Below are 18093 nucleotides of genomic sequence, written 5' to 3' on the forward strand. Positions count from 1 at the left end.
CTGACACCGGCGTCACCCGGCGACGTGGACGCCCGCGACTCCTTATGTAGGACGGCCACCAATAATGTGTATGGCAGACGACAGCCCCGAAATCACCGCCGAGCAGCCAGACGCACCGTTCAACACCACCGGCACCGACCACATCACGGTCTGGGGATCGAACGAGGAGGACACCCTCGCATTCTACCGCGACCTGCTGGGGATGCCCCTCGTCCTCCGCCAGCCGAACCTGGACGACCCCTCCCAGACACACCTGTTTTTCGACACGGGTGACGGCCGGATGCTCACCTTCTTCGTGAGCGACGACCGCCCGTCGGCGGCGGGACAGCGACCCCAGACCGGCGCGGTCCACCACCTCTGTTTCAGCGTCGACCCGGAGCGGTTCGAGGAGATGGAAGAATCCATCAAAGACGACGGCCGCGGCTACAACATCTTCGACCGCGGTATATTCTACTCGTTGTACACCCAGGACAACAACGGGCTGGTCATCGAGATCTCGACGGACGTGTTCGACATCCCGGACGACCGGAAGGGCGAAGTGTTCGCAACCGCGCAGCGACTCCGCGAGGAGGACGGTGCCGACTTCGCGGAACGCGAGCACATGCGCCGCGCCATCGAGGAGCTCGGCATGGAGGTCCACGAGTACGACCTGCCGGAGGCGGCCTCGGGGACGGGCGTGTGAGCGAGATACGAAGATTCAAACCCGACCGACGTAACCCACGGCTGTGAGCACTGGGGGACTCGAAACGGCGATTCGACGCATCGAACTGACGGACGACGAGCGCCGGACGGTCGCGCACGCACTCGATGGGGGCTACTACGAACAGCCGCGTGAGACGACACACACCGACATCGCCGCGGCGCTCGACAGCGACCCGATGTCCGTCGCGAAGACGCTCCGACGGGTGGAGCGACACGCGCTCTCGACGCTGCTCGATTAAAAGTCGCTCATGATCTGGGCGAACTCTTCGGGTCCCAGATTCGACAGCATCTCGTCGGTCTCTTGCTTGAGTCGCTCGCGCTCCGCGAGCAGCGACTCGAACTCGTCGCCCAACTCCTCGTCCGGATACTCCGAACGGAGTAGCTCTATCTTGCGTGTCACCGACAACAGCTCGGTGATGCGTTCGTCGTAGCCCGCCCGCGCGAGCAGTCTCTCGACCGTCTCGGCCAGCTCCTCTGGGTCGACCGGCTTCTCCAGATAATCGTCGAACGCCATGTCGGCTACGTCGAGTTCCGGTGAGACGCCGGTGACCATCGCGACCCGGCAGTCGTAGCCCCGCTCGCGAATCACCTCCAACACCTCGCTGCCGTCCATCCCCGGCATCTTTCTGTCGAGCAAGACCACGTCGACGCCCTCGAGCATCTCCAAGGCCTCCTCGCCCGACTGTGCGGTCCGGACCTCATAGCCGTCGAGCCACAGCGCGAACGCCTGTGTGACCCGCGGCTCGTCGTCGACGGCCAACACCACTGGCTCGGCCTGGTGCTCCTCGTCCGCGTCGTCGGCCTCGACACGGTCCGAGGTGGCCGTCATCTGGTCGTCACCTCGTGGAACGCGAATCGGGCACCGCCCTCGTCGCTCTCGCCGGCCTCGACCCGCCAGCCGTGCGCCTGCGCGACGGTCTTGACAATGTTCAGCCCGATTCCCGTCCCGGACTCGCTTTCCGTGTAGCCGTGGTCGAACAGCTGCTCTCTGTCGACGTGGCCCAGCCCGCTCCCGTCGTCGTTGACGGCGAAGCCGTCGTGGGTGGCCTCGACCCAGATCGACTCTGCACCGCCGTGTTCGCGGGCGTTGGGAAAGAGGTTCTCGAACAGCGTCTGGAGCCGCTCCGGGTCGGCCTCTAGGGTCACGTCGTCGCTCTCGAACGCGATGTCGCCGTGGCCGGCGACGTTCCACGCGTCCGACGCGACGGCTTCGAGCGACACTTGCTCCGTCTCGTCGACCGTCTGGCCCTGCGTCGCGAGTTCGAGCACGTCGTCGACGAGTTCGTCCATCCGGTCGAGTAGCTCGTCCAGTTCCTCCAGCGCCTCCTCGTCGTCGGTCGCCTTCGCGACCGCGAGGGTGGCTTTCGCCATCTGGAGCGGGCTCCGGAGGTCGTGGCTCACGACCGACGCAAACCGTTCTAACTGCTCGTTTTGCTGTTCGAGCTTGCGCTCACGCTCCTTTCGCCCGGTCACGTCGCGCATGATGCCGGAGAAGACATTCTGGCCGCCGTACTCGTACTCCTCGAATGTAATCGACACCTGTACCTCGTGGCCGTCGCGGTGTTCCGCCGGGAGTTCGATACCGCTCCAGTCGAGGGTTCGCTCGCCGGTCTCGATATACCGCTCGATTGCCGCCCGGTGGGCGTCCTGGAAGCGCTCCGGCATGATCGTAGTCAACGACTCCCCGACAAGCTCCTCGGGGTCGTAGCCGAACATCTTCTTAATGACGTCGTTGGCGAACCGGATCCGGTCGTCCGTGTCGATTGTGATGATCGCGTCCGAGCCGTTCTGGACCAACGCCTCGAAGAAGGCACGGTCAGTGAACGAGTTCGGCTGGGCACCGGCAGCCATAGTTACTGTCTACTAGTTTGTGAGCGACGTTGATAAAGACTGCCGGGCGTCTCAGCGACTGAATCTACGCACGTCTGCTACTCGATGTGCTCGCCTTGATACGTCCCATCGTATCTACCCTCGTGGTCCGCCGCGGCGAGGACGAACTGCGCGATGCGTGCGCCGGCCTCCAGTTCGACGGTGTGGCCCACCCGGAGGAGTCCCTCGCCGCGACCCTCGTAGCCGGCGTCCCACACCGCCGTGTTCAGCATACAGGAGTTGCGCATCAGCGACGAGCGGGGATAGACGAAGCCGACGTGGCCGTCGGGCACGGCGACGGTCTCACCGTAGCGTGCGATGTACGCGCCCGGTTCCAGCCGGTAGACGCCTTCCTCCGGCGCTACGGTCTCGCGCTTCCCGACCGTCTTCCCGTCCGTGCCGATACGGCCCGGTTCCGTCTGGCGTTCCACGGCCGCGAGCGTCAGGTCGACGCCGTTTGGCTGTATCTGGTCGTCCGTGACGGGTTCGAGCCGCTCGGCGACGTATCGTCCGCTCTCGTACATACGTCGGCTCGCGGAGCGACTCGCAAAGCCGTGTCGGTCACACCGTCGGCGTTTTCCACGCCCGTCTCCTCGGTCCGGCATGGAGCAGACGACGACCGGGCAGTTCCGCGTGCTCGCCGGCCGGGACGGCGACGAGTGGCTCCTGCTCGACACCGAGAGCGGCGACCCAACCTACGTCGCCCGGGGTGACGCCACCGATCTCGAGCCGGGCTACCGCATCGACGCCACCCTCGCGTGGACCGACGGGGACCCGACGCTTGCCGACCACGAAGTGACCGACGAGACGCGAATCCGGTTCACGCGCACCGACGAGGCGATTTTCGAGGCCGCCACCCGCTGTTGGGACGACGCCGTCAGCGAGGGAAGCGGGATGAACGCCCGCGTCACCCACGGCACCGACGGCGACGCCAACGGCATCGTCTACACCTTCGCCGACCAGCCCGGCCAACAGGACGTGTTCGCCGAGTTCCGCGACGGGGTGAAACCCCTCGAGCCGCTGCTCGTGCGCGCAGCGGGTGGCCGCGACGGCTACCACGAGGAGCGTCAGGGCGCGAGTCCCCCGTTCGAAGTGTTCGTCATCGACCCCGACGAGCCGTTCGTCGTCGTCTACATCGTGCTCGACCCCGACGGCTTCCTGGCGGAGACGGTGCTCGACACCTACTTCGCGACGGGGTCGCTCTCCGAGCGACTCTAGACCAGGTGTCGCGCCACGCGCGGCAGCTTCAGAAAATCACTCGCCCGCGCCGGATACAGCCGTAGGAGGTCACGTATCGAGAGGTCGTACTGCTGGAGTCGGTCCAGCCCGGCCTGTGAGAACTCCCCCGACGCCCGAACGAACTCGTCCTGCTGGCCGGCGTCGAAGTCATACAGCAGCTCCCCGACGATGCGCTGGAGCCGCCAGTCCCAGCCCTTCTCACCGTCCCACCGACGTTCGTAGGCGGCCAATCGCTCGCGGGACACGTCGCCCGCATCGAGCGCGTCGATGGCAACGTCGGCGGCCATTCGCGCCGACTCCATCCCCGGCCGAATCCCCTCACCGAACAGGGGATTGATGCTCGACACCGAATCGCCGACGGCGACGAACCCGTCCGTCGCGCGCTGATTAATCGAGTTGTCCGACACCACCGCCCCCGCGTGGGTGGCGTGGATCTCGTCGGCCTGCCAGCGGTCGTCGCGCTCGAGCCACGACCGGAGGTAGTCGTCGATGGACCGGTCGTCCGTGGCGTGGCGCTCGTAGAAGTCGTTCACCCAACAGACGCCCATCTTGAACCGGTCGTCGCCGGGGAACACCCACGCGTAGCCGCCGGGCGCGACCTCGTGGTCGAACCGGAACACCATCGCGTCCGAGTCGAAGGTCCCCGACACCTCGAACTCCTTGCCGATGCCGCGCTGGCCGGCTTCGCGGTCCCACATCCCCAGCTCGGTCGTCAACGCGCCGGTCTCGCCGGTCGCGTCGACGACGAGATTCGCCCGAATCGTCTCGCCGCGCGTCTCGACGCCGACGACCTGCCCGTCCTCGACGAGCGGGCCGGTGACGCGCGTCCCAGTTCGAACGTCGACGCCGTCGCTCGCTGCTTCCTCGCCGAGCCACTCCAAGAAGGCCGGGAAGTCGAGCACGTAGTTCGGGATGGCGAGCCGCTCGCGCGCGGTCGGTCCCTCGAAGACGACGCCCGGACTCGATCCCATGACGACGGACTCGTCCACGTCGAAGCCGTCGACCACCTGCTCGAAGGTGCCGCCGGTCGATTTGTCGTTGTCCGCGAGGGAGGGATTCGCCTCCAGTAGACACACGCGGTAGTCGGTGCGCGCGCCGAGTTCGCGCGCGAACTGCAGGCCGGCAGGTCCCCCGCCCGCCACCACAACGTCGTACACTGTCATCGTCACTCGTTGGGGCGAGGGCGGGGAGTAGCTTTCGCCGTGTCGCTGTCGTGAGATTCTTCGCACCCCGGTGTGGCATCTCTGTATGCAGGACATCTGGGAGACACGAGTTCGGTTCGAGGAGACCGACGCACAGGCCGTCGTCTTCTACGGCAACTACGTCACCTACCAGGACGAGACGATCAGTCAGTATCTCCGCGACATCGACTACGGCTGGGGCGAACAGACCCAGTTCGACGTACACGTCGTCAACGTCGACGTGAACTACCGGAAGTCGGCGACCTTCGGCGACGAGCTCGTCTGTGCGACCCGCGTCGACCGTATCGGCGAGAGCTCGCTCACCTTCGAGTGGGAGTGTCGGCGCAAATCCGACGACGGCGTGTGTGCAGACGGCACCGTCACGCACGTCTGTGTCAGCGATGGCGAGCCGACGCGGTTCCCCGACGAACTGCGGGAGGCTGCCGTCGACTTCCAAGAGACCCCGCCGTCGCCGGTGTAGGCTCCGGTGGGGCTAAGGCGACGGCCACGAACCCCCGATATGACTCTCACCGAGGACGACGTCGGCGCGATACTGGAGTCGGAACTCGCGGCCGACGGACTCTACATCACGCACTGTGAACACCACGACGGCGCGCTCCACGTCGGCTACGAATCGCCGGGCGTGAACCGACAGATTCCACAGTCACAGGTCGGCACCATCCTCCGCGCGTTCCTCGCGCTCGCCGGCATCGAGACCGAAAGCAGCGACGGCCTCTCGATTCCCGACGCCGGTGGGTGGGACCCGGAAGCCGTCGAGGTGTGGGCCTTCGACAACGTCGACAGCGAAGACGACCGCGAGACGAAGGGCCACTTCGAGGTGCACGAGGGGTGGTTCCACGCGCTGGAAGCCGGCCACATCTCCGAGACTGACTTCTCGACGCTCGTCTTATCCACGCTGGAGTAGCCACAGCGTGTTCCACGGATGACCTGACGCCGGCGAACGCTACTCGGGTGTCACGCGCTCCGTCTCGCTGTCGTAGCTGAGGTCGACCTCGTGGTTCGTGTGTCGCGTGTGCGTCCGTGCCCACCGGCGGACCGCGGTCTCGTCGATGCGCTCGACGCCGTCGGGACAGTGCCGACAGTCGGCGACCCACGGCGTCACGTCGTCGGGGTAGTCGCCCGTGTGTTCCCGGTGGTCGATGGCGAACGCTTCGAGCGCACCGTTGCCTAGGCCGAGTTCGTCGAGTTCGTACGCCAACGTCCACTCCTCGCAGGCCAGCCGGAAGAAACATCCCGGGCGTCGGGGCTCGCTCCGTGCCGACTGACACCCACCGCGTTTTTGCACGCGCCGGGTGACCTCCGGGTATGAGTATCCGCCAGACCGCGCTCGAGGCCTACCGGGAGGCGCTTCCGGTGGTGGCACTCAGCGCGGTCGGCGGACTGTTCGCCGGAGTCGTCCTCGGGGGGATGGAAGCCGAACTCGCAGCCGTCCCCGGCTTACTTCTGCTCGTTCCCGCCCTCCTCGCGACCCGCGGAAACGTCTACGGCTCGCTGGGTGCACGGCTCGCCAGCGCGCTCCATCAGGGACTCATCGACCCGCGATTCGACTTCGCCGACCGGCGGACCCGGGCGGCCGTCGCCGCGGCGATAGCAAACGGCGTTCTAGTGAGCTGTTTTGCCGCGACCGCCGGCTTCGCGCTCCTGTCCGCGCTCGGGCGCGACCACGCCACGCTGGCGACGCTTCTCGGCATTGCCCTCATCGCCGGCACCGTCTCGGGAATCCTGCTCACGATTGCCGTCGTCGTCGTCGTCTTCCTCGGCTACCGTCGGGGGCTGAATCCCGACACCCTGGCCGGGCCCGTCGTCACGACCACCGGCGACGTGGTCGGCATCGCGACGATGCTCGCGGCCGCCAGAATCGTCCTCGTGCTCGGGGGTGGGTAGATGGCGCGCTGGACCGTCCGGGAGATTCTGGCCGACATGCTCCCCGTGCTCGTCGTGTTGACGCTCGTGGAGCTGGGGTCGGGACTCGTCCTCGACACCTTACAGGAGACACTGCTGCAGTACCCGTCGCTGCTCGTGCTCGTCCCCGTCACCATCGGGATGGCCGGCAACCTCGGTGCCATCATGGCCTCGCGTCTCTCGACGGCGACGCATCTCGGCTTACTGTCGTTTGAACCGACCGACGAAACGCTGGCCGGCAACGCCATCGCGACGGTCGCGCTGGCTGCGACTCTGTTCCCGGTCGTCGGCGCGAGCGCGTGGGCCGTCCAGTCGGTCGTCGGCCAGACCGCGCTCCCGGTCGCCACGGTCGTCTTCGTTGCGACGCTGTGTGGCGGGATACTCGCCGTGTTGTCGGTCGTGGTGAGCGTCGCGGCCACCTACGTCGCCTTCCGGGTCGGTGCCGACCCCGACGACGTGGTGTTGCCCGTCGTCACAAACACCTGTGACGTGCTGGGGGTGCTCGTCTTGTTCGCCGTCGTCCGACTGTTCGTCTAAGGGTCGACCTCCTCGTCCATCGGGTAGTAGCGGTCGAGGATGTCGTCGAGAAACTCCAGCCCGCCGAACACGAGCGCGAACAGTGTCAGCCCGCCGACAATGAACAGCAGGTCCATACCCCGTGGTAGGGCGTGGCAGGCAAAGAAAGCGTGGGCTAGCCGCCCAGATACAGCCGCGACACCTCTGGGTCGTCCAGCAGCGAGGCGGCCTCGTTCTCGTACGCGACCGTGCCCTGGTCGAGGACGTAGCCGCGGTCGGAGATTCCCAGTCCCTTGTGGGCGTTCTGTTCGACCATCAGGATGGCCGTCCCGCCGTCGTTGACGGTCTGTACGTCGGCGAACACTTCGTCAGCCGTGTTGGGCGCGAGGCCGGCAGACGGCTCGTCGATGAGCAACACCTCCGGCTCCATCATCAGGGCGCGAGCGAACGCGAGCAGCTGTCGTTGCCCGCCCGACAGGGTCGACGCCTTCGCCCGGCGCTTCTCCTCGAGCACCGGGAACCGGTCGTACAGCCCGTCGATAATCGGGTCGAGGTCGTCGTCGCGCGCGACCCCACCCATCCGGAGATTCTCTTCGATGGTGAGCGAGCCGAAGACGTTCTCGGTCTGTGGGACGTAGCCGATGCCCTCACGGACGATGTCCTCGGGTGCGAGTCCGCCGATGTCGTCGCCGCGGAACTGGACCGACCCGGTCCACGGCTCCAACAGTCCGAACACCGTCTTCAGGACCGTCGATTTGCCCGCGCCGTTGGGACCGATGAGACAGACGATCTCGTCGGCCGCAAGCGACATTGAGAGGTCGTCGAGCACCTGTACGTCGCCGTAGCCGGTGTCGACGCCCTCGAGTTCGAGGATGCTCACGCCGAGTCACCCCCGAGGTACGCGTCGATGACGCGCTGGTCGTTGCGCACGGCCTCGGATGGCCCTTCCACGAGAACACTCCCGCGGTCCAGCACGATGACCGGGTCCGCGAGGTTCATGACGAACTCCATGTCGTGTTCGATGAGACAGAGGGTGACGCCCTCCTCGTTGAGACGGGCGATGTGGTCGGACAGCTTGTTCGCGAGCGTCGGGTTCACACCCGCGACTGGCTCGTCGAGCAGGAGTATCTCCGGCTCTGCGAGCATCGCGCGGGCCAACTCGACGAGCTTCATCTGCCCGCCAGAGAGGTCCGTCGCCGGCTGGGTCGCCAGGTGTCCGATTTCGAACTGTTCGAGCATCTCGTGGGCGTCCTCGATGTTCGCCCGCTCCGCGGCTTCGACCCCCGACGGGTCGGTGAACAGCTTCAGGAACGACTCGCCGGGCTGGTCGCTCGCGCCGACCAACATCGCCTCGCGGACGGTCATCCCCTCCAGCTTCCGGGGGGTCTGGAACGTCCGGATGAGGCCCTCTGTGGCGACTTCGTTCGGCTCCATCCCGGTCACGTCGGTGCCGTTGACCCGGACGGTGCCCGCGTCCGGCTCGTAGAAGCCGGAGACGAGGTTGAAGATAGTCGACTTTCCCGCGCCGTTTGGCCCGATGAGCGCGGTTATGCTCCCGCGCTCAACGGCGAAGCTGGCGTCGTCGGTCGCCACCAGCCCGCCGAAGGCCTTGTGCAGCCCCTCGACTTCGAGCACGGTGTCGTCTTTCTCTCGGTTCGCGCCGGTCGTTAGTGTCTCACTCATCTCTCTCCTCCAGTGCGCTCGGCCAGACGAGTTCGCGCTGTGGCGGCAACACGCCCTCCGGTCTGAGCCGCATCACCAACACGATGAGCAGACCGACGATGAGCAGTCGCGTCGAGCCGAAGTCGCTCACGATTGCGCCGTACACATCCACGAGCACCGGGATGTTCACGGGAAGCTGGCTGGGGAGGATATCGCTCGCGAACCGCGTCCCCTCGCGGATGGCGACGACGACGAAGCCGCCGAACATCGCCCCGCGGTTCGACCCGCTCCCGCCGAGGATGACCGCAATCCAGACGTAGAACGTGTTGATGGGTTCGAGGTCGCCGGGGCTGACGTACGCCGCGAGGAAGGCGTAGAAGACGCCGCCGAGCGCCATCACGATCGAGCCGAGCACGAACGACTGGAGCTTGAACCCGTAGGTGTCCTTTCCGAGCGCCGACGCGAGGTCCTCGTCCGAGCGAATCGTCCGGAGGACGCGCCCCCACGGCGACCGGTGGACCCGCCGGAGCAGGAGATACACGGCCACGACGAACACCACGACGACCACGAAGTTCAACAGGTCCGTCCAGAACGGCGTGTCGAGGGTAAATCCGAGCACGCGCACCTGGAACAGTCCCGGAACGCCGACCGCGTACTCCGTGAACTCTAGGCCGGGAAGCCGCTCGGGGAGTCCCCCGAGGACGGGCCAGCCCGCGAACACGTCCGGAATCCCGCGCAGCCCACCGGAGCCGTTCGTCCAGTCGCGCTGATTGAGAACGATCTGTCGAACGACCTCGGCCAGTCCGAGCGAGGCGATGGCGAGATAGTCAGACCGGAGCCGCAGCGTCGGAATCGCGATGGCGACGGCGATGACTGCCGACGCGAGTATCGCGAGCACCAACCCGACGACGACGCCGCCCGGAATCGAAAGCGGTGAGTTCGTCGCCGTGACGAGCGCCGTCGCGTACGCGCCGATGCCGAAGAAGGCCGCGACGGAGAAGTTGATGAGTCCGGTGTAGCCCCACTGGGCGTTCAGCCCGAAAGACAACAGGATGTACATCCCCGTCAGCCCGGCGAGATACAGCGTGTACGTCGGCGTCAGCGTGCCGGTCAGCAGTGCGAGCACGAGCAGGAAGCCGAAGCCGCCGACGAACAGGGTCACGCCCTGTTCGGCCCGCGTCATCGCGTCGTACCGCTCGCGCAGCGTCATGTCGACTCACCTCCGGCAATCCCCGACGGCCGAATGAGGAGCACGGCCACCATGATGAGGAAGGCGACGGAGTCGGCGTACGCCGGCCCGACGTTCGGCACCAGCGGCAGCGCGACGGCGAGATCGGAGATGGCGGGCATCAGCTGATTGATGACGCCGATAAGCAGTCCGCCGGCCATCGCCCCGTAGACGGAGCCGATTCCCCCGAGGATGACGGCTGCGAAGACGACGAGCAGGATGTCGAACCCCATCCGCGGCGAGAGCTGGTTGTACAGTCCGAGAAAGCCCCCGCCGACGCCGGCGAGTCCGGCACCGATAATCCAGGTCCACCACTCCACGTGGCGAGTGCGAATCCCGGAGACACGCGCGAGGTCGGGGTTGTCTGCGGTCGCGCGCATCTTCCGCCCGAGGTCGGTGTACTGTAACAGGACGTGCAGCCCGACGACGAGCAGCGCCGCGGTCGCGACGATAGCTACGTCGTGGACGGTGACGCGGAGTCCCAGCGGGACGAGCGCGTCGATGGGTCGCTGGAGCGGGATGTCGAACTCGACCGGGTTCGACCCGAATCGGAGCTGGATGATGGCCCGATACACGAAGGCGACACCGATTGAGGTGATGAGCAGGCCGATTGAGTCCACCTCCAGCGGCTCGTAGACGAGCACGTGGGTGACGACGGCGACGAGCGCGGCGACGGCTGCGCCGATCGCCAGCGCGATGAAGAAGCCGGCCGGTAAGGCGAGGACTGTCGGTCCCACGCCACCGACGACACCGAAGGTGAGCAGGGAGGCGTACGCGCCGACGGCCATCGTGTCCCCGTGTGCGAAGTTGGCGAAGTCCGCAATCGAGTACACCAGCGACAGGCCGATGCTCGCGAGCACGATGATGCTCGAGAACACCAGCCCGTTCGCCAACAGTTCCAGAATCGCCACGGCTACCCCTGGACGGTGTCGGTCTGGACGTACTCGTGGTCCTGGACGGTGAGCACCTGCAGGAAGCCGACCGGGTCACCGTTCTCGTCGAAGTCGATGGGACCGGAGACGCCTTGATAATCGATGTCGTCGGCGGTGCCGTCCTCGCCGAGCACCTCCATCGCCTCATCGAAGGTGAACACCTCCTCGCCCTCGGGACGGGTCACGTCGCGCACCGTCTCCTGGAGCGCGCTTCCGGTGAACTCGTCTGCGGTCGCAATGGAGAGGGCGGCCGTGACGACACAGTCGTACATGAACGCGGCCCACGAGGTCGGCTGTTGGCCGTACTCCGACTCGAAGTCGGCGGCGAACTGCTGGTAGTTGTCCTGGTCGATCGCCGCCGAGGGGACGACGACCTGCATCCCCTCGAGACTTCCCTCCGGGGTGCTGTCCAGCACGTCCGACCCCTGCACGGAGTCGGCCCCGTAGTAGGGTGCCTCGTAGCCGTTGGAGTACGCCTCCTGTGCCATCGTAGTGAACTCCGGCTGGTAGGTGATGAACACCCACGCGTCGGCACCGGAGTTGGCCATCGAGGAGACGACGCTGGAGTACGACGACGCGCCCTGGTCGTGGGGCTCGTCGTAGACGATGTCGCCGCCCCACTCCGAGCGGAACGTCTCCGCGAGACCCTGCCCGTAGTCGTTGTTCACCCACGCCAGCGCGACGGAGTCGTGGTCGTCTGCGTCGACCAGCGAGGCGAGCGCCGACGACTGGACGCCGCCGGGGGGTGACATCCGGAGCAGGCCGGGGTAGTTCGTCAGGTCCGTCCCCGTGGAGTTTTGACTCAGCTGTACCACGTCGGTGCCGTCGACGACGGACTCGTAGATGGCGAGCGAGACGCCCGACCCGACCGCGCCGATGAGGAACGGGACGCCGTCCTGATTCACGAGCTTCTGTGCCGCGGAGACGCCCGAACTGGACGTACTCTCGGAGTCCTCGCCGATGGCGTCGAGTTCGCGGCCGCCGATGGTCGTCTCGTTCACGTCACGCAGTGCAAGCTCCAGTCCGCGGGCGTTGCGCTCGCCGAACGCCGACAGCGAGCCGGTCTGTGAGTTCACCACGCCGATGCTGTAGGGTCCACTCGACCCGTCGGAGTCGGTGGCGGTGTCCTCGTCGCCGCCGCTGTCTCCGTTCCCCCCGCCGCCGCTGGAGTCGGTCGGCGTCTCTTCGTCGGTCGTGCTCACACAGCCTGCAGCGAGGGTAACCGCTCCCGCGCCCGTGATCCCGAGTACTGTTCGTCTGTCAATGGGTCTCTCTGTCATACACCGCTGTTTGACGAACTACAGGGGTATAGCTGTTCCCGACCATGGTCGATTCGGCGGTGAGTGGCAAATATTGCCGCTCACGCGTTCGGTTACGACGACGGATTCAGCAGCTTCGCCTCGGCCTTCCGGAGATGTTCCAGATACGTGGTCTTCGACACGTCGAGTTCGGCGGCGAGTTCGCGGGTCGTCGCCTCCCGTGGCCACTCGTAGTACCCCTCGGTGCGCGCGGTCTCGAACGCCTCCCGCTGGGTCGGCGTGAGCGAATCGAGCCGCTGCTCGCGGGGCGACTTCCGCGAATCGCCGCTGGTGATGGACTCCACCTCGACGGTGGCGTCGGCCTGCTCGCGAACGCCGTCGAGCGCCGGCTCGATGCCGCTGCGGTCGCCCGCGAACACGACCTGCCACTCCTCGCGTCCGTCCTCGATGCGGACGGGCGCGCTGTGGACGAAGCCGTGTTCGAGCAGGGTCGGACACACCATATCGTCGGGGTCGTATTCGAGGAAAAACTCCGTGACGACGCGCCCGGGTGCGTCGCGCTCGCGTCCGAACCGCTCCTGTAGCTCGTGGACGCTCCCGCCGTGAGGGACCTCGCGTATCTCGTCGAGCAGCTCCTCCACCTCCGATTCGCTCTCGCCGAAGGCGGTAAACAGCCCGTTGACCGACTCCGGGCTGTCGGCCTCCGGAGAGCTGTAGACGGCGTGGGCGAGCACGCCTCCCGGTGTCTGACTCGTCGCCTCGATGGCCCAACAGTCGGGATGCCACAGGTCCAGCGTGAGACGCGTCCCGGTCGGTGTCGTCTGGCTCATACCCACTCGTTCGCACCCACCGGCTTGTAGCTTCCGCCCATGGTCGGGTGTACGGTTTCGTGTGGGGCTACCGAAGCCCGGGTATGTCGGACACCTATCGACACTACATCGGCGGTGAGTGGGACGACGGCGACGGGACGGAGACGTTCGAGTCGCGGAACCCGGCGACGGGCGAGACGCTCGCCAGCTTCGAGCGGGGCACACAGAGCGACGTCGACCGCGCGGTCGCGGCCGCCGACGCCGCAGAGGAGGAGTGGCAGGCGCTCAGCCACCCACAGCGTGCGGAGTACCTCTGGGACATCTACCAAGAGCTGAAAGACCGCCACGAGGAGCTGGGCGAAATCGTCACCAAGGAGTGTGGCAAGGAGATTTCCGAGGGGAAAGCCGACGTGACCGAGGCGTGGCACATGGTCGAGTGGGCCGCCGGCGACGCCCGCCACCCGAAGGGCGACGTAGTACCCTCCGAGATTCCGTCGAAGGACGCCTACATGCGCCGGAAGCCCCGCGGCGTCGTCGGCTGTATCACGCCGTGGAACTTCCCGGTCGCCATCCCGTTTTGGCACATGGCCGTCGCGCTGGTCGAGGGGAACACCGTCGTGTTCAAGCCCGCCGAGCAGACGCCGTGGTGTGGCCAGATTCTCGCCGAGATGTTCATCGACGCGGGCATCCCGGACGGCGTGTTCAACATGGTGCAGGGCTTCGGTGACGCCGGCGAGGCTATCGTCGACGACGAGCGCGTCGACACCGTGCTCTTCACCGGCAGCGCGGAGGTCGGCCACGAGGTCGCCTCGAAGGTCGCCCAACAGCCCGGCAAGCTCGCCGCCTGCGAGATGGGCGGGAAGAACAACATCGTCATCACGGAGCAGGCGGACCTCGACACCGCCGTCCACTCGGCGGTCATGTCGAGCTTCAAGACCACGGGCCAGCGCTGTGTCTCCAGCGAGCGACTCGTCGTCCACACCGACGTGTACGAGGAGTTCAAAGAGCGGTTCGTCGCGCTCGCCGAGGAGGTCGCCGTCGGCGACCCGCTCGACGAGTCGACGTTCATGGGACCGCTCATCGAACCGGAACACCGCGAGAAGGTGCGCGAGTACAACCAACTCGCACGCGATGAGGGCGTGAACGTGCTCGTCGACCGCGAGGAACTCGACGCCGAGGAGATTCCGGACGGCCACGAGGAGGGCAACTGGATCGGCCCGTTCGTCTACGAGGCCGACCCCGACGCCGACCTCCGGTGTACCCACGAGGAGGTCTTCGGGCCCCACGTCGCGCTGCTTGAGTACGACGGCGACATCGAGCGCGCCGTCGAGGTCCACAACGACACCGAGTACGGGCTCGCCGGCGCGGTCATCTCGGAGGATTACCGGCAGATAAACTACTACCGCGACCACGCCGAGGTCGGTCTCGCGTACGGCAATCTCCCGTGTATCGGCGCGGAAGTCCAACTGCCGTTTGGCGGCGTGAAGAAGTCTGGTAACGGCTACCCGTCGGCGCGTGAGGTCATCGAGGCCGTCACCGAACGCACCGCGTGGACGCTCAACAACTCCAAGGACATCGAGATGGCACAGGGTCTCTCGGCGGACATCACGACCGGCGACGACTGAGCCGTCTCGGTCGCCCCGGTATAGTTCGTGTACAACCATGCACGAACACAAACATTCATTATAGTCTGGCTCCTCACCGTGAGTATGCTCGCTGTACGCCACCGATAACCCTTCGCCACCGCGCGTACAGCACGCCGACCATCCTTCCCCGACCCAAATGAGCACCACAGAATCCACCACCCGACCCGGACAGCCGACGACCACCACTACACGCGACCGCTGGACCGACGAGCGTCGTGTCACGACGGCGGCTGCACCCCGGAGCTTCGGCTACCGAAACCAGAATCGACTCCCGAACCGAACCGACGAGACGAACGAGTCCGTCCCGCGTTAGGGTTCCTCGCCGACCAACACGAGCGCGTCGCCGTCCAACACGACTTCTCTGTCCCCGTCGGTCACGACCGTCGAGAGCCGGAACTGGTCAGCCGTCTCCTCTTCGACGACCTCGATGGCCGCCGTGACGCGCTCGCCGCCGTGGACCGGGGCGGTGAAGCGGGCGTTCTGTTCGAGATAGATCGGCATTCCCGGGAGCCGTGCGACCGCGGCCGAGACGACGCCCGTCGTGAGGACGCCGTGTGCGATGCGTCCGCCGAACCGGGTCGCGCCGGCGTACTCGGCGTCGAGATGGAGTGGGTTCGTGTCGCCGGTCGCCTCGGCGAACTGCTCGATGTCCGTCTCGGTGAGCGTCTTCGCGAACGTGAACTCGTCACCGACCGACAGTGCCGACCCGGTAGGGCCGTCGAACGCCCAGTCGCCCTCGTCGTAGCGGTCGCGTTCGTCCACGTCGACCTCGACACCACTCTCGGCGGTCGCGTCCGGAATCGCGTACGCGAGGTCCGTCGCCGTGACCACGCCGACGACTCCGCCGTCGTCGACGACGAGTAGGTGGTGAATCCCGTGTTCGCGCATCGTCTCGGCGGCTTGCCGACCGGTCGTCTCGGGGGAAACGGTGACCAGCGTGTCGGTCATCACCTCGCGGACCCGCGTCGTGTCGAAGCCGAGTCCCTCGGCGGCGGCCCGGCCGATATCCCTGCCCGTGGTGATGCCCACAGGCACGTCGTGCTCGTCGGTGACGACGACGGAGTCGACGCCGCTCCCGTAGAGGTACTCGGTGGCGGCACGCAGAAACGCCGCCGGCCCGACCGTCTCCACGTCGCTACTCAGCAGTTCGCGTACGGCCCGTGGCGAAGACATACGGAAGCTGACGATGGGCGAACACAAGAAGCCCGGCGGTCAGCCGTCGACGAACAGCACGACGGCGAGTCCACAGACCACGGCGGCGGCGTACGCCGGCTGGGTGCTCGCGAAGGAGACGAGTTCGTTCACGCCCGCGTTCGGCCCGACGGACAGCGCAGTCGCGACTGCACCACCAAGCACGGCGAACCCCCCCGAGAGCCGTAGCGGATAGTTCCCCACCAGTTCCCCGAGCCACGCCAGCGGATTCAGCCGGACCATCGTGTATCGGCTACGCTCGCTCGCAGCAAAAAACCGCACTGCGGAACGCCTGACGTGCGTCTGACGCCGTGGCTTATCCGGTAAACGGCTCCCCAAACTGAGCCATACGCTCGTGCAGATGCTCTCCCGCCCTGTGAGTCGGCCAGCAGTCACAGACGTTCGCCCCGTACTGGGAGCCACACTCCGTTTCAGACGACGCCTCGTGATTCGAGCGTCGCCAACAGCTCCTGCATCGACGCGACGACCGTGTCACACGACGACTCGACCGCCGGCTTCGGCTCGAATCCGACCGCCAGCCCGGCGACCTCCAACATCGGCAGGTCGTTGGCTCCGTCGCCGACCGCGACCGTCTCCGACATCTCGACGCCGTACTCCGCGGCCAGCGATTCGAGGGCGTCGTCCTTCGTCCCCTCGATGAGCGGACCCTCCACCTCGCCGGTGAGCGCGCCCGCTTCTACGGGGAGTCGGTTCGTGACGATGGTATCGACGCTCGTCCCCGCGGCGTCGAGTGCGGCCGCCACGCCCGTCTCGAACCCGCCGGTCAGGATGGCGACCGTGTGGCCTCCCTCGCGGAGCGCGTCGATGACCGCCGCCGCGCCGTCGCGCAAGACGACTTGGTTCCACGCCTCCGCGGCCGCGTCCTCGGAGAGACCGTCCAAGAGTGCGGCTCGCTCGCGCAGCGAGGTGGCGTAGTCGATTTCGTCGTTCATGGCCCGTTCCGTGATGGCTTCCATCTCGTCGGCGACGCCGCACTGCTCGCCAAGCAGGACCGTCATCTCGGAGTCGGAGAGCGTGCCGTCGAAGTCGAACGCGATGAGCATACGCCGTCTTCTCCGCCGTCGTATCCAAACCCATCGGTTCCCGCAGTCGCCAGCCGTTGTGCTTTTGCTCGCGCCGAGGATACGAGCGGTGAGGGCACGTAGCTTAGCTCGGACCAAAGCGTCGGACTTCTAATCCGAATATCGTGGGTTCGAATCCCACCGTGCTCGTCATCTGCGAGCAAGACGAGTAGTGACGACACAGGGATTCGAAGCAGGGAGGTCGCGCGCAGCAAAGCGAGCACGTCTGACCGCAGTCCCACTCCCACCGTGCCCGTCGGTCCCTGCACTCTCCTCCCACGGTGTAGGCGCAAACGCTTCGCGTTTGCTCACTCCTCTCGTTCTCTCGTGTGTAGAATACATCAAATCTGCTCTACTTTGAGATATAACACCACGAACAAGCTCTTTCACCGTGTTGTATAAGGTGATATGAACAGTAATTAGACTCAAAACTGCATACAGCACAACGCTTATACACTACCAGATGGACGAATAGAGTGTAATGTGCGAACGAGTGCGTTGGACCATACAGTGGTTGGCTGAGACCACAACATTCAGACAGAAAAAATCGGTTGAGGTGTTCAGATAGAATCGGGACTGGTAACCGGCCAGATGGGCTACCGCGGCGAGAGCCGCAATCCGGTACGAGTGCGCTCAACACCGTACCATCTTACGCGTTGTCACTTCGCGTCCACCGTCCCCATCCCGTGGCGGTGGTTATCTGCCTGGGATCCAGCGAGGGCTCACTCGCTGGGTGTTTTTCAACGACCGCAAGCGACTGCGACGTTCCTCTGGACCATCACCTGCACAGCGACGCGTGTCGTCGTTCACTTCGTTCCTCTCGCTCCGTCTCTGTTCAGCCTCGCGTTGCTTGG

Annotated in this window: 23 protein-coding genes and 1 tRNA gene; 10 read left to right on the forward strand and 14 right to left on the reverse strand. The window is 66.1% G+C overall.

Going from position 1 to position 18093, the window contains the following annotated elements; all coding sequences use genetic code 11:
* Positions 1-70 precede the first annotated feature (70 nt).
* Both DMP03_RS04725 and DMP03_RS04730 read left to right on the forward strand, forming a co-directional pair.
* Positions 71-682 carry a VOC family protein gene (locus DMP03_RS04725; protein ID WP_152119564.1) on the forward strand — a complete coding sequence of 204 codons (612 nt, stop codon included), beginning with the start codon at positions 71-73 and terminating at the stop codon, positions 680-682.
* Positions 683-725: 43 nt separating this feature from the next.
* Complete coding sequence (locus DMP03_RS04730) at positions 726-941, forward strand: helix-turn-helix domain-containing protein (RefSeq protein WP_152119565.1); 216 nt, start codon at positions 726-728, stop codon at positions 939-941.
* Here DMP03_RS04730 and DMP03_RS04735 read toward each other — a convergent pair.
* The 3 genes from DMP03_RS04735 to DMP03_RS04745 form a co-directional block, all read right to left on the reverse strand.
* Positions 938-1531, reverse strand: coding sequence for a response regulator (locus DMP03_RS04735; RefSeq protein ID WP_152119566.1), 594 nt, complete (start codon positions 1529-1531; stop codon positions 938-940). The genes DMP03_RS04730 and DMP03_RS04735 overlap by 4 nt on opposite strands.
* Entirely contained in the window at positions 1528-2553 is a 1026-nt protein-coding gene (locus tag DMP03_RS04740; RefSeq protein WP_152119567.1) for a sensor histidine kinase, read from the reverse strand. Before DMP03_RS04740 ends, DMP03_RS04735 begins: the two co-directional genes overlap by 4 nt.
* A gap of 77 nt (positions 2554-2630) precedes the next feature.
* The gene (locus tag DMP03_RS04745; RefSeq protein ID WP_152119568.1) at positions 2631-3176 is read right to left on the reverse strand and encodes a deoxyuridine 5'-triphosphate nucleotidohydrolase; all 546 of its coding nucleotides are present in this window, start codon (positions 3174-3176) and stop codon (positions 2631-2633) included.
* Here DMP03_RS04745 and DMP03_RS04750 point away from each other — a divergent pair.
* Complete coding sequence (locus tag DMP03_RS04750; RefSeq protein ID WP_152119569.1) at positions 3175-3789, forward strand: DUF6663 family protein; 615 nt, start codon at positions 3175-3177, stop codon at positions 3787-3789. The genes DMP03_RS04745 and DMP03_RS04750 overlap by 2 nt on opposite strands.
* Here the strand turns inward: DMP03_RS04750 and DMP03_RS04755 are convergent.
* The gene (locus DMP03_RS04755) at positions 3786-4973 is read right to left on the reverse strand and encodes an NAD(P)/FAD-dependent oxidoreductase (RefSeq protein ID WP_152119570.1); all 1188 of its coding nucleotides are present in this window, start codon (positions 4971-4973) and stop codon (positions 3786-3788) included. The genes DMP03_RS04750 and DMP03_RS04755 overlap by 4 nt on opposite strands.
* A gap of 85 nt (positions 4974-5058) precedes the next feature.
* Here DMP03_RS04755 and DMP03_RS04760 point away from each other — a divergent pair, with 85 nt between their 5' ends.
* Together DMP03_RS04760 and DMP03_RS04765 are read left to right on the forward strand one after the other, a co-directional pair.
* On the forward strand, positions 5059-5472 hold the full coding sequence (locus DMP03_RS04760) for an acyl-CoA thioesterase (RefSeq protein ID WP_152119571.1): 414 nt from the start codon (positions 5059-5061) through the stop codon (positions 5470-5472).
* A gap of 39 nt (positions 5473-5511) precedes the next feature.
* Complete coding sequence (locus tag DMP03_RS04765; protein ID WP_152119572.1) at positions 5512-5916, forward strand: hypothetical protein; 405 nt, start codon at positions 5512-5514, stop codon at positions 5914-5916.
* A gap of 39 nt (positions 5917-5955) precedes the next feature.
* On the opposite strand, the gene DMP03_RS04770 is transcribed toward DMP03_RS04765, so the two are convergent.
* Complete coding sequence (locus DMP03_RS04770) at positions 5956-6210, reverse strand: hypothetical protein (RefSeq protein WP_152119573.1); 255 nt, start codon at positions 6208-6210, stop codon at positions 5956-5958.
* Positions 6211-6317: 107 nt separating this feature from the next.
* On the opposite strand from DMP03_RS04770, the gene DMP03_RS04775 reads away from it, so the two are divergent.
* Together DMP03_RS04775 and DMP03_RS04780 are read left to right on the forward strand one after the other, a co-directional pair.
* Complete coding sequence (locus DMP03_RS04775) at positions 6318-6896, forward strand: magnesium transporter (protein ID WP_152119574.1); 579 nt, start codon at positions 6318-6320, stop codon at positions 6894-6896.
* Entirely contained in the window at positions 6897-7451 is a 555-nt protein-coding gene (locus tag DMP03_RS04780) for a magnesium transporter (protein ID WP_152119575.1), read from the forward strand.
* 154 nt (positions 7452-7605) lie between these two features.
* On the opposite strand, the gene DMP03_RS04785 is transcribed toward DMP03_RS04780, so the two are convergent.
* The 6 genes from DMP03_RS04785 to DMP03_RS04810 form a co-directional block, all read right to left on the reverse strand.
* On the reverse strand, positions 7606-8310 hold the full coding sequence (locus tag DMP03_RS04785; RefSeq protein WP_225870733.1) for an ABC transporter ATP-binding protein: 705 nt from the start codon (positions 8308-8310) through the stop codon (positions 7606-7608).
* Positions 8307-9113, reverse strand: coding sequence for an ABC transporter ATP-binding protein (locus DMP03_RS04790; RefSeq protein WP_152119576.1), 807 nt, complete (start codon positions 9111-9113; stop codon positions 8307-8309). Before DMP03_RS04790 ends, DMP03_RS04785 begins: the two co-directional genes overlap by 4 nt.
* Positions 9106-10302, reverse strand: coding sequence for a branched-chain amino acid ABC transporter permease (locus tag DMP03_RS04795; RefSeq protein WP_152119577.1), 1197 nt, complete (start codon positions 10300-10302; stop codon positions 9106-9108). Before DMP03_RS04795 ends, DMP03_RS04790 begins: the two co-directional genes overlap by 8 nt.
* The gene (locus tag DMP03_RS04800; RefSeq protein ID WP_152119578.1) at positions 10299-11231 is read right to left on the reverse strand and encodes a branched-chain amino acid ABC transporter permease; all 933 of its coding nucleotides are present in this window, start codon (positions 11229-11231) and stop codon (positions 10299-10301) included. Before DMP03_RS04800 ends, DMP03_RS04795 begins: the two co-directional genes overlap by 4 nt.
* 2 nt (positions 11232-11233) lie before the next feature.
* A complete protein-coding gene (locus DMP03_RS04805) occupies positions 11234-12532 on the reverse strand; it encodes an ABC transporter substrate-binding protein (RefSeq protein WP_152119579.1) in 1299 nt (432 codons plus the stop codon).
* 92 nt (positions 12533-12624) lie between these two features.
* Positions 12625-13341 (reverse strand): helix-turn-helix domain-containing protein, encoded by a 717-nt coding sequence (locus DMP03_RS04810; protein WP_152119580.1) that lies wholly within the window; start codon positions 13339-13341, stop codon positions 12625-12627.
* A gap of 83 nt (positions 13342-13424) precedes the next feature.
* On the opposite strand from DMP03_RS04810, the gene DMP03_RS04815 reads away from it, so the two are divergent.
* Both DMP03_RS04815 and DMP03_RS14220 read left to right on the forward strand, forming a co-directional pair.
* Positions 13425-14945: an aldehyde dehydrogenase family protein gene (locus tag DMP03_RS04815; RefSeq protein ID WP_152119581.1), complete on the forward strand. Its 1521-nt coding sequence runs from the start codon at positions 13425-13427 to the stop codon at positions 14943-14945.
* Between the two features lie 157 nt (positions 14946-15102).
* On the forward strand, positions 15103-15279 hold the full coding sequence (locus DMP03_RS14220) for a hypothetical protein (protein ID WP_172967077.1): 177 nt from the start codon (positions 15103-15105) through the stop codon (positions 15277-15279).
* Here DMP03_RS14220 and DMP03_RS04820 read toward each other — a convergent pair.
* The 3 genes from DMP03_RS04820 to serB all read right to left on the reverse strand — a co-directional run bounded on the left by DMP03_RS04820 (position 15276) and on the right by serB (position 17221).
* Positions 15276-16139: a MaoC/PaaZ C-terminal domain-containing protein gene (locus DMP03_RS04820; protein ID WP_152119582.1), complete on the reverse strand. Its 864-nt coding sequence runs from the start codon at positions 16137-16139 to the stop codon at positions 15276-15278. The two genes, DMP03_RS14220 and DMP03_RS04820, sit on opposite strands and share 4 nt — an antisense overlap.
* 39 nt (positions 16140-16178) lie before the next feature.
* The gene (locus DMP03_RS04825) at positions 16179-16400 is read right to left on the reverse strand and encodes a hypothetical protein (protein ID WP_152119583.1); all 222 of its coding nucleotides are present in this window, start codon (positions 16398-16400) and stop codon (positions 16179-16181) included.
* A 188-nt stretch (positions 16401-16588) separates the two neighbouring features.
* On the reverse strand, positions 16589-17221 hold the full coding sequence (gene serB, locus DMP03_RS04830) for a phosphoserine phosphatase SerB (protein WP_152119584.1): 633 nt from the start codon (positions 17219-17221) through the stop codon (positions 16589-16591).
* Positions 17222-17313: 92 nt separating this feature from the next.
* On the opposite strand from serB, the gene DMP03_RS04835 reads away from it, so the two are divergent.
* Positions 17314-17389 (forward strand) — tRNA-Arg (locus tag DMP03_RS04835).
* Positions 17390-18093: the final 704 nt, after the last annotated feature.

Source organism: Halosegnis rubeus (assembly GCF_009184545.1).
Classification (GTDB): Archaea; Halobacteriota; Halobacteria; order Halobacteriales; family Haloarculaceae; genus Halosegnis; species Halosegnis rubeus.

Bases quoted from the DNA above. Each gene is read 5' to 3' on its own strand.
- DMP03_RS04725 (WP_152119564.1), top strand. From the start codon at position 71: ATGGCAGACGACAGCCCCGAAATCACCGCCGAGCAGCCAGACGCACCG.
- DMP03_RS04735 (WP_152119566.1), bottom strand. From the start codon at position 1,531: ATGACGGCCACCTCGGACCGTGTCGAGGCCGACGACGCGGACGAGGAG.
- DMP03_RS04740 (WP_152119567.1), bottom strand. From the start codon at position 2,553: ATGGCTGCCGGTGCCCAGCCGAACTCGTTCACTGACCGTGCCTTCTTC.
- DMP03_RS04750 (WP_152119569.1), top strand. From the start codon at position 3,175: ATGGAGCAGACGACGACCGGGCAGTTCCGCGTGCTCGCCGGCCGGGAC.
- DMP03_RS04745 (WP_152119568.1), bottom strand. From the start codon at position 3,176: ATGCCGGACCGAGGAGACGGGCGTGGAAAACGCCGACGGTGTGACCGA.
- DMP03_RS04755 (WP_152119570.1), bottom strand. From the start codon at position 4,973: ATGACAGTGTACGACGTTGTGGTGGCGGGCGGGGGACCTGCCGGCCTG.
- DMP03_RS04760 (WP_152119571.1), top strand. From the start codon at position 5,059: ATGCAGGACATCTGGGAGACACGAGTTCGGTTCGAGGAGACCGACGCA.
- DMP03_RS04765 (WP_152119572.1), top strand. From the start codon at position 5,512: ATGACTCTCACCGAGGACGACGTCGGCGCGATACTGGAGTCGGAACTC.
- DMP03_RS04775 (WP_152119574.1), top strand. From the start codon at position 6,318: ATGAGTATCCGCCAGACCGCGCTCGAGGCCTACCGGGAGGCGCTTCCG.
- DMP03_RS04780 (WP_152119575.1), top strand. From the start codon at position 6,897: ATGGCGCGCTGGACCGTCCGGGAGATTCTGGCCGACATGCTCCCCGTG.
- DMP03_RS04790 (WP_152119576.1), bottom strand. From the start codon at position 9,113: ATGAGTGAGACACTAACGACCGGCGCGAACCGAGAGAAAGACGACACC.
- DMP03_RS04795 (WP_152119577.1), bottom strand. From the start codon at position 10,302: ATGACGCTGCGCGAGCGGTACGACGCGATGACGCGGGCCGAACAGGGC.
- DMP03_RS04805 (WP_152119579.1), bottom strand. From the start codon at position 12,532: ATGACAGAGAGACCCATTGACAGACGAACAGTACTCGGGATCACGGGC.
- DMP03_RS04810 (WP_152119580.1), bottom strand. From the start codon at position 13,341: ATGAGCCAGACGACACCGACCGGGACGCGTCTCACGCTGGACCTGTGG.
- DMP03_RS04815 (WP_152119581.1), top strand. From the start codon at position 13,425: ATGTCGGACACCTATCGACACTACATCGGCGGTGAGTGGGACGACGGC.
- DMP03_RS14220 (WP_172967077.1), top strand. From the start codon at position 15,103: ATGAGCACCACAGAATCCACCACCCGACCCGGACAGCCGACGACCACC.
- DMP03_RS04820 (WP_152119582.1), bottom strand. From the start codon at position 16,139: ATGTCTTCGCCACGGGCCGTACGCGAACTGCTGAGTAGCGACGTGGAG.
- DMP03_RS04825 (WP_152119583.1), bottom strand. From the start codon at position 16,400: ATGGTCCGGCTGAATCCGCTGGCGTGGCTCGGGGAACTGGTGGGGAAC.
- serB (WP_152119584.1), bottom strand. From the start codon at position 17,221: ATGCTCATCGCGTTCGACTTCGACGGCACGCTCTCCGACTCCGAGATG.